Annotated in this window: 10 protein-coding genes, 1 pseudogene and 1 riboswitch; of the genes and pseudogenes, 1 reads left to right on the top strand and 10 read right to left on the bottom strand. The window is 36.7% G+C overall.

Annotated features, from left to right (window positions below; genetic code table 11):
- The 8 genes and pseudogenes from B4D49_RS04690 to B4D49_RS04655 form a co-directional block, all read right to left on the bottom strand.
- Positions 1-493: pseudogene (locus B4D49_RS04690) on the bottom strand (F0F1 ATP synthase subunit alpha); the annotation flags it as partial.
- Positions 494-508: 15 nt separating this feature from the next.
- Entirely contained in the window at positions 509-1,045 is a 537-nt protein-coding gene (locus B4D49_RS04685; protein WP_286783398.1) for a F0F1 ATP synthase subunit delta, read from the bottom strand.
- The gene (gene atpF / locus B4D49_RS04680) at positions 1,045-1,542 is read right to left on the bottom strand and encodes a F0F1 ATP synthase subunit B (RefSeq protein ID WP_074481980.1); all 498 of its coding nucleotides are present in this window, start codon (positions 1,540-1,542) and stop codon (positions 1,045-1,047) included. The genes B4D49_RS04685 and atpF overlap by 1 nt, the downstream gene beginning before the upstream one ends.
- Positions 1,543-1,556: 14 nt before the next feature.
- Positions 1,557-2,276 carry a F0F1 ATP synthase subunit A gene (atpB, locus tag B4D49_RS04675; protein WP_286783397.1) on the bottom strand — a complete coding sequence of 240 codons (720 nt, stop codon included), beginning with the start codon at positions 2,274-2,276 and terminating at the stop codon, positions 1,557-1,559.
- A 38-nt stretch (positions 2,277-2,314) separates the two neighbouring features.
- Positions 2,315-2,518, bottom strand: a complete 204-nt coding sequence (locus B4D49_RS04670) for a F0F1 ATP synthase subunit C (protein WP_039697151.1) — start codon at positions 2,516-2,518, stop codon at positions 2,315-2,317.
- Between the two features lie 331 nt (positions 2,519-2,849).
- Entirely contained in the window at positions 2,850-3,875 is a 1,026-nt protein-coding gene (locus B4D49_RS04665; protein WP_199544320.1) for a diacylglycerol kinase family lipid kinase, read from the bottom strand.
- An 18-nt stretch (positions 3,876-3,893) separates the two neighbouring features.
- Entirely contained in the window at positions 3,894-5,852 is a 1,959-nt protein-coding gene (gene ligA, locus B4D49_RS04660) for an NAD-dependent DNA ligase LigA (RefSeq protein WP_286783396.1), read from the bottom strand.
- A gap of 117 nt (positions 5,853-5,969) precedes the next feature.
- Positions 5,970-6,479, bottom strand: coding sequence for a QueT transporter family protein (locus B4D49_RS04655; protein WP_199544323.1), 510 nt, complete (start codon positions 6,477-6,479; stop codon positions 5,970-5,972).
- Positions 6,480-6,482: 3 nt separating this feature from the next.
- Positions 6,483-6,590, bottom strand: a riboswitch (PreQ1 riboswitch).
- Between the two features lie 28 nt (positions 6,591-6,618).
- Between B4D49_RS04655 and B4D49_RS04650 the strand changes: the two genes are divergently transcribed.
- Positions 6,619-7,044 carry a GtrA family protein gene (locus B4D49_RS04650; protein ID WP_132869849.1) on the top strand — a complete coding sequence of 142 codons (426 nt, stop codon included), beginning with the start codon at positions 6,619-6,621 and terminating at the stop codon, positions 7,042-7,044.
- Positions 7,045-7,058: 14 nt separating this feature from the next.
- Here B4D49_RS04650 and B4D49_RS04645 read toward each other — a convergent pair whose 3' ends face one another.
- A complete protein-coding gene (locus B4D49_RS04645; protein ID WP_132869850.1) occupies positions 7,059-7,979 on the bottom strand; it encodes a YihY/virulence factor BrkB family protein in 921 nt (306 codons plus the stop codon).
- Position 7,980: 1 nt separating this feature from the next.
- A complete protein-coding gene (locus tag B4D49_RS04640; RefSeq protein ID WP_004231028.1) occupies positions 7,981-8,841 on the bottom strand; it encodes a methionyl aminopeptidase in 861 nt (286 codons plus the stop codon).
- Between the last annotated feature and the right edge of the window lie 24 nt (positions 8,842-8,865).

Below are 8,865 nucleotides of genomic sequence, written 5' to 3'. Positions count from 1 at the left end.
CACGTTGACCACGTCCAATTGGAACCAAAGCGTCAATCGCTTTAAGACCTGTTTGGAGTGGTTCAGAAACTGATTTACGTTGCATAACGCCTGGTGCAGGTGTTTCAACTGGACGTGTAGCAGTTGTCTTGATATCACCAAGACCATCTACTGGTTGACCAAGTGGGTTAACAACACGACCGATAAGAGCTTCACCTACTGGTACTTCCATGATTTTACCAGTACGTTTTACTTCATCACCTTCACGAATTGTAGAGAAGTCTCCAAGAATGATGATACCAACGTCATTTGACTCAAGGTTTTGAGCCATACCGAAGGCACCATTTGAAAATTCAAGAAGTTCTCCACTCATGGCATTATCAAGACCACGAGCACGAGCGATACCATCACCGATATAAGTGACAACACCAGTTTCTGTGACGTCAAAATTTGGCTGGAAGTTTTCAATTTGCTTTTTAATTAAAGCGCTAATTTCTTGTGCATTAATTGCCAAAAGTCACACCACTTTCTATTTCAAATTCATTTTAAATTCTTGCAATTGACGACGAATACTTGTGTCAATTACTTTATTATTAACATTGATGACAAAACCACCAAGGATTGATTCATCAATGTTTTCAACGAGTTTTCCTGCTGTAACTCCAAATTTATTAGCTACCAAAGCTAGTATACGTTCTTTTTGTTCATCAGTTAAAGCTACCGCAGTTGTTACAACAATATCGTGTTGGTTTGTTGCGATAACAAAATCTTTTTGAACACCTTCTAAGATGGCTTTCAAGAACGCTTCTCGTTCATTCTGTAAAATTACCTCAAGAAAATTGTTCATGTAAACTGAACTAGACTCTTGAAGCAACCTAACAAGTTTTACTTTTTCATCACGTGAAACGACTAAACTTGACAAGAAGTCAGCTAAGTTTGTCTCTTCAAAAACAGACAACAAAGCTTCTGTTTCTGATTGGAGTTCAGCTAAACTGTCTTTTTCAATAGCAATTTCTACGAGACTTTTCGCATATTGCTCAACAAGAGCTTGTGTCTTTTTATCCATTAGGCATCTCCTAGCTTGTCAAGATAGCTATCAATGAGATTGCTTTGAGCTTCTTTATCAAGGTTTGTTGTCATGATTTTTTCTGCCAAAAGAACAGTCAAATCAGCAACATCACTTTTAACACTTGAAAGAGCTTCTGCTTTACTTTGTTCGATATCTTGATTAGCTTTAGCTTTCAAGCGACCTGCTTCTTCGCGTGCTTCAGCGACGATTTTAGCCTCTTGATTTTTACCAGTTTCTTTGGCATCATCAATAATTTGTGTTGCCTCAGTACGAGCGCCAGCTAACTCTTCTTGGCGTTTAGCAGCAAGAGCTTCTGCTTCTTTACGTGCTGCTTCTGCACCATCAATATCATTAGCAATTTTTTCTTCACGAGCGGTAAAGATCCCTGTCAATTGTTCCCAAGCAAAAAGTTTGATGAGAACCAACAAAAGGATCACTGAACCAGCAGTAATAATAATATTACCAATACTTGTACTATTGATTAGTGTTTCCATTGATTATTCCTTTCTTAAGATTCATCCTCATCTTCTGGGAGTTTTTCTGAGATATATTTAGATGACAAAATAGTGAATACATATGCTTGAATGCATCCGATAAAGGCTGAGAAAGCAACCCAAGCCAAGTTAAGGGCAAATGCCAATGGTGCAAAAACTAAGCTTTTTGTACCAAAGCCTACAATCAAAGCAGTAACGACTTCACCAGCATAAATGTTACCAAATAAACGTAGAGCAAGTGACAATACGTTAGTAAGTTGCTCTAAGATGTTCATTGGGAGCATCATTGGGAAAGGACTTAGATAACCTTTCAAATATGCTTTAACACCTTTCTTTCGAATACCTTCAACATGGACAACAATCGCGATGATTAGAGATAGTGTAAAATCGACCATAAAAGTTGATGTTGGAGATGTCCAAAAGTTATAATCATCAGACTCCAATTTAACTACCAACCCAAGGTTGTTAGCAATCAGAATGAAAAAGAAGAACGTAAACATCAACAAGCTGTACTTAGGAGTGTATTCTCCTAGATTAGGCTTAATCGTATTTTGTACAAACTCGTAGATATACTCAATGAAATTTTGCTTTCCTTTAGGTTTTAAAGTCATTTTTCGAGTTGCCCAAAAAATGATACCGAAGGAAATAATCACCGTCAAGAGAGACATCGCTAAAATGGTTAAGTCAAACTCAATACCAAAGACATGCGCTGTTGGATTTACAGATGTTTCCAACTTTATCCCTCCTTCTTTTTAAAAGTTCTTAGTTAGAATTATCCAACGAAGAATGTAGATGCAAGAAGGACGAAGAATGTACCTTCGATGAAGGCTACTCCAAGGAACATAAGTGTTTGCAATTTGCTGAACATTTCAGGTTGACGTGCTGCAGATTTTGCAATGTTGGCAACGAGGATACCTTCACCAAGACTAACTCCTAGTACGGCAAGACCAAGTGCTAAGATTTTTAAATTCAACATGATATGAATCTCCTTTTAAAATTTTTTACTTCGTTATTTTAGTCCTATTTTAAGGAATTGTCAACGAAATCACCGTTTTCGGAAACGTTTTCCCAGACTATACTTAACCTTTGTTTAGTTTTTTTGCAATACAAAAAGGAAAACGGCTAAATCCGCTTCCCTTTAGGCTTTTTGAGCATTATTTACTAACATTTTATGGTAGATTTTCTATACAAATCATGTTGGAAAACACAAAATTAGACAGAATGTCCAAAAACTGTTTTTATGCTTGTTTGAGCATAGTAAAATAAAACCTCATTCTAATATTAAAATAGCAAGTTATACTTTTCAATCACTTATCCATTGAATCATCTAAATCTTCAACTTCATGAGCGAATTTTTGAGCGATCGCTTCTAGTGCCAAATCTTCTTGATCCCAAACCAAGGCATCATCTGAAATTTCATCTGTATTAGCAAAGAAAGTAATGTGATTTTTAAGGTTACGAAGTTTGATTGGAGCGTCTCCACCGTATTCACCATCCAAATTAATCATCATCTTCTTATCTGATAATGGTTCAATTTCCAAGGAATCTGTCTTGATATATTCAATACGTTTATCACCAATATGTTTACCACCATCAAGTACCAAACGAATCAAGTGTAAAATCTCAATCAAGTTGGCTGTTTTCACTAAAATCAATGTAAACTTACCATCATCAAGCTTGGCATCAGGCGCAATTTGTTCAAAGCCACCAACAGAATTAGTAATGGCAGCAAAAATCATTGACACATCGCCTTCAAAAACACCTTTTTCGTGTTTGATACGAACTGGAACAGTTCGAATACCTGGTAAAAGCTCAACACCTTTTGCTAAGTAGGCTAAATATCCAAACATTGTTTTTAGCTGACTTGGCACACTGTAAGTTAATTCTGTAAATGAGCCAGCCGCAGCAATATTAATGAAATAAGTATCCTCACGCGCTTGACCAATATCCATATGGATGAGTTGGTTTTTACCAATAATTTTTGCAGCTTCAACTGGATTTCCGCGAGGAATTTTTAGGGCACGCGCAAAGTCATTTGTCGTACCAGTTGGAATAATTGCCATTTTTGGTCGTTTAGGTAGCGGAGCAATTCCGTTAACAACTTCATTAATCGTTCCATCACCACCAGCCGCAATAACCAAATCAAAACCTGCTTTAGCAGCTCTATTTGCCTCATCGCGAGCTGAATTTTCTTCTGGTGTAGTTTGAAAGGCTGATGTTTCATAACCAAAGCCTTCCAAAATATCTAGCACTTCGGCAACATTTTTCTTCATAATTTCCTGGCCAGAGGTCGGATTATAGATTAAACGTGCTCGTTTTTGTTTTTTGACCATTTTAATACCTCAAAAAGATTATAAACTTTCTAACCAAGCTTCATCACGAACTTCAATTCCAAGGGCTTGGGCTTTTGTCAATTTTGAACCAGCATCTGCTCCTGCAACGACAATATCAGTCTTTTTAGAAACACTGCCTGTAACTTTAGCTCCTAAATCTTGCAACTTTTCTTTAGCTTCATTTCGCGTTAAGCGTTGGAGTTTTCCTGTTAAAACTACTGTTAATCCTGCCAATTGAGCATCCTTAGAAACTTTCTTTCCAAGATAAGCAAAATTAACACCAGCATTTTTTAATTCTGCCAAAAGGTCTTCTGCTTCTTTTTTGGCAAAATAGCTGCGCAATGACTTAGCAATAACTGTTCCAAGACCATCAATATTAGCGATAGCATCTTCATCTGCCGCTACTAGATTTTCAATACTTTCAAAAACTTCTAAAAGCTGACGACTTGCTTTAGCACCAACATGACGGATTCCTAAACCAAATAATAATTTTTCAGCTGAATTAGCTTTAGAGGCTTGAATAGCATTATAAAGTTTTTCAGCAGATTTTTCTTTAAAACCATCAAGCGTTAATAAATCTTCAACAGTCAGTTGATAGATATCCGCAACATCATGTACCAAATCCGCAGCAAATAGTTTTTTTACAATCGAAGGACCTAAACCAGTAATATTCATGGCATCACGACTAGCAAAATGTGTTAGGCGTTCTTGAATCTGGCTTGGACAAAGAGGATTAATACAACGAAGGGCCACCTCATCTTCATAATGAATAAGCTCACTACCACAAGATGGACACACCTTAGGAATTGGCATTGGCACTTGTTTATCGCGCTTGCTCTCAACAACATGAAGAACCGCTGGAATAATATCTCCCGCTTTGTAAACAATAACAGTATCTCCAATGCGAATATCTTTTTCAGCAATATAATCGACATTATGCAAAGTCGCACGACTAACTGTTGTCCCCGCTAGTTGGACAGGTGTTAGATTCGCTGTCGGTGTTACAACTCCTGTTCGTCCAACCGTCCAATCAACTGATAAAATCTCAGCTTCCTTTTCTTCAGCTGGAAACTTATAAGCAATGGCCCAGCGTGGTGCTTTTACGGTAAAGCCAAGTTCCTCTTGCATAGCTAAGCTGTTAACCTTAATAACAATCCCGTCAATATCATACGGCAAATTGTCACGCTCAGCTGCTACTTCTTGAATGAAATTCCAAATGTCATCCATAGAAGAAGTCGTAATACGTCTTGGGTTAACTGAAAAACCATAGCGAGATAGTTCTTCTAAAACATCATTTTGAGTCGTCATGCTTGTCGAAGCCACTTCCTGATAAAGGAAAGTTGCTAGATTACGTTTGGCAACAACCGCTGTATTTAACTGACGTAAAGTCCCAGCTGCGGCATTTCGAGGATTAGCAAATTCAGATTGACCACTTTCACGACGTTCTTCGTTAATCTTATCAAAAGATTCTCTTGGCAGGTAAGCCTCACCACGTACAGTAATCGTTAATGGCTGCTCTAATTTGTGTGGAATGTCTTTAATACGTTTAACGTTTTCAGTGATATTTTCGCCAACTGAACCATCGCCACGTGTGGCACCTACTTGCAAAACACCATCAACATAGACTAAAGAAACTGAAAGACCATCAATCTTGAGTTCAGCCATGTACGAAGCATTTGGAAATTCTGATTTCACACGACGATCAAAATCATTTAATTCCTCACGTGAAAAAGCATCTTGTAAACTGTACAAAGGTATTTCATGTTGATATTTTTCAAATCCATCTAAAATAAGGCCACCAACTGCCTGTGTCGGACTATCCGGTAAAATCAATTCTGGATTAGCCTTTTCAAGCTCTACCAATTCACGATAGAGCTTGTCATACTCACTATCAGAGACCGTTGGTTGGTCTTGTGTATAATACTCTTTTCTATACTGGTTGAGTTCATCAACCAACTGTTGAATACGTTCTTTCATATATACTATTTTATCACATCTGTAAAAAAATACCTTTTAAAACTTATCATTTTTTTGAATTATATTTTTTATTATGTATAGAAAAAAACTTCCAAAAATGGAAGCTCATTTTTTCTATTATGCTGTTAAATCAAGGCGTTTTCCTAATTTATCCATGATAAGTGAGCCAATGAGAAGAGAGGCAAGTTCTCCTACTGCTGACGTAAACCATGTCATCAAGAATGGCGCATCAGCAACAACATACAATTCTAAAGCGATTGTAAACATTGATGCTGCAAATAAGAGTGAAAAATAGAAAAATGCTTTGTTAAACAAACCATTAAACACATATTGATCTTTGTAACGACTAAATAGCATAACCCCTAAAGTCAAAAAGATAAATGTTTGACTACCACCAACAAGAACATCAATCAAACCAAAACTATAAAGGTTAGCAATCATACAACCAGCTGTCAAACCAATGATATATTTTCGATTGTAAAAGGCTAAAAAGGCCAACATTTCTGACACTCGAAATTGATAAGCACCATAAGAAATAGCATTTAATGGCGGTGTGATTGTTAAAACAATATAAAGAGCTGCGACAAGAGCAACTTGGACAAAATCACGAATCGTGAAATTTTTCATAATCAATTTTCTCCTTTAACGTTAGAAGTCCCCTTCTACGTTTATAATATGCTTGGCGAAAGGGAAATAAGCGCCAAGGGTTGTCTAGACAACGCTTAAAAGTATAGCACAAATTCATAAAATTTGATATAGTAGACCTATGAAAAAATTAATCACTAGCGAAATTTTTAAGTATCTTTTTTTCGGTGTCCTAGCAACACTTGTTTACATGGGAACACGCTTAGCTATCTTTTCATTAACCACATCGGCAACATTTTCTGCTGTGGTTGCCAACGTTACAGCCATTATATTTGCCTTCTTTACTAACGATTACTTTGTCTTTAATCAAGTTCGTAAAGGTTGGTTTGAACGTTTGGTCAAATTCACTATTGCTCGCTTATCAACGCTTGTACTCGATTTAGCTTTGGCTTACTTCTTGGTAACAAAATTCCCACACATCATTGGACAATTTGTTAATGATAACATCTCAATGGTCAATGCTATCGAGACACTCTTTTCACAAGTATTAATCATCGTTTTAAACTATGTTTTTAGTAAATTACTTGTTTTCAAAGATAAAAAATAACACCTAAAAAGGTGTTATTTTTTTTTGCCTCGTTGTGTTAAGATAGACAGCAAATCACCTCGTCTACTTTCCATTTTACCTTGACGAAGTTCTTGATAAGTTGCATTGAAAATAGCTCCCAAAATCAAGATATGCGCAAGAAAAATAAACCACAACATTAAAACAAAGATAACGACAGATCCAAATGTTTTAATATCTACCATTCGTTCAAATGTTCGTAGAATATAGCTACTAAACAAATTATTCAAGAACACAATGACGATTGATGTAAAAATCGTTCCAGGTAAAATATAACGGAAACGACGAATTTTTACATTAGGTAGAATAAAATACAGTAACATCAATCCAATAACAATAGTTATAACCGTCACCGGTTGTGATAGATGCAAAATTACAGTAGCTATCGTATCACTCAAATCATAATATGAATTGATGATTTGCAAAACAGCTTTTGAAAAAGTTGAGAAGATTAAAACGAAAGTTAGCAAGAATAGAATCAAAAGGCTTCCGATAACTCCCACCAATCGCCCAATAACAAAATCTCTGTGTTGCGCAACACCATATGCTTTATTAATTGCTTTTTGAAGAGAGGTCAATGATTTAGACATAGTCCAAAATGCTGTTAAAGTGGCAACTCCCAAAATACCACCTGAAGGTTTTGAGAAAATATCAACCGTGATAGCTGATACAGAAGGATAAAGATTTGTTGGCAAATTCTTTTTCATAAACGCCAACAAAACATCAATATCAATGTTCAGATAAGGGAAAATATTAGCTGCTATGACAATCAAAGGAAAGGCTGTTAGCAGTAAATAATAAGCTACAGCAATTGCTGATAAGTCAATCTCAGCACTGCGATAATGTTTTAAATAAACTTGTAGCGGTTGCCACTCTAATTTAGACCATAATTTGTCTAAGAATTGCTTTCGCTGCATCTTAGTAAGTTCTTTCTTCTCCTTGGCTTGTTAGAATAACAGGACCGTCTTTTGTAATCACAAATTGGTGTTCGTATTGACATGAGAGACCACCATCAAGGGTTTTATGAGCCCAGCCAGTTTCCATGTCAGTATCAATTTCCCATGTTCCTGTATTAATCATTGGCTCAACAGTCAACACCATACCTTCACGTAAACGAAGACCGCGACCAGCTTTACCGTAGTGAGGTACCATTGGTTCTTCGTGCATTGTAGGACCAACTCCATGGCCTACCAAATCACGAACAACACCGTATCCACGGCTTTCAGCATATTCTTGAATAGCTGCACCGATATCACCGATACGGTTACCAACAACAGCTTTTTCAATACCAATATAAAGGCATTCTTTGGTAACATCCATCAGATTTTTAACTTCTTCTGAAACTTCACCAACAGCGTATGCCCAACATGAGTCAGCCAAACCACCAGAATATGATTCAGTATATTTTTTAACTTGGGCAACATTATCAAAGTCTAATTTTGATACATCAACAACTGACTTATCAAGCGGCTCACTTAAAACCATGTCAACTTTAAGCAGATCGCCTTCTTTTAGAATGTAATGACGTGGGAAAGCATGTGCTACCTCGTCATTAAGCCCACAACAAGTTGCATATGGATAATCCATGATTGAACCATCAACACCAATTTGAAGCGGGAGAGCATTTGCCTCTTTACAACGACGACGGACATATTCTTCAACTTCCCACATATCTAGACCTGGTTTAATCAATTCACGCAAACCAATGTGAACAGATGCAAGAAAATCCCCTGCTCGATCCATTGCTTCAATTTCACGAGCTGATTTCAATGTAATCATATAAATATATACTCCTATAATAAA

This window comes from Streptococcus sp. UBA4344 (genome assembly GCF_002393675.1).
Classification (GTDB): domain Bacteria; phylum Bacillota; class Bacilli; order Lactobacillales; family Streptococcaceae; genus Streptococcus; species Streptococcus vicugnae.
The sequence above is the reverse complement of the archived record's forward strand: the minus strand, read 5'-3'. Positions and strand labels throughout refer to the sequence as shown.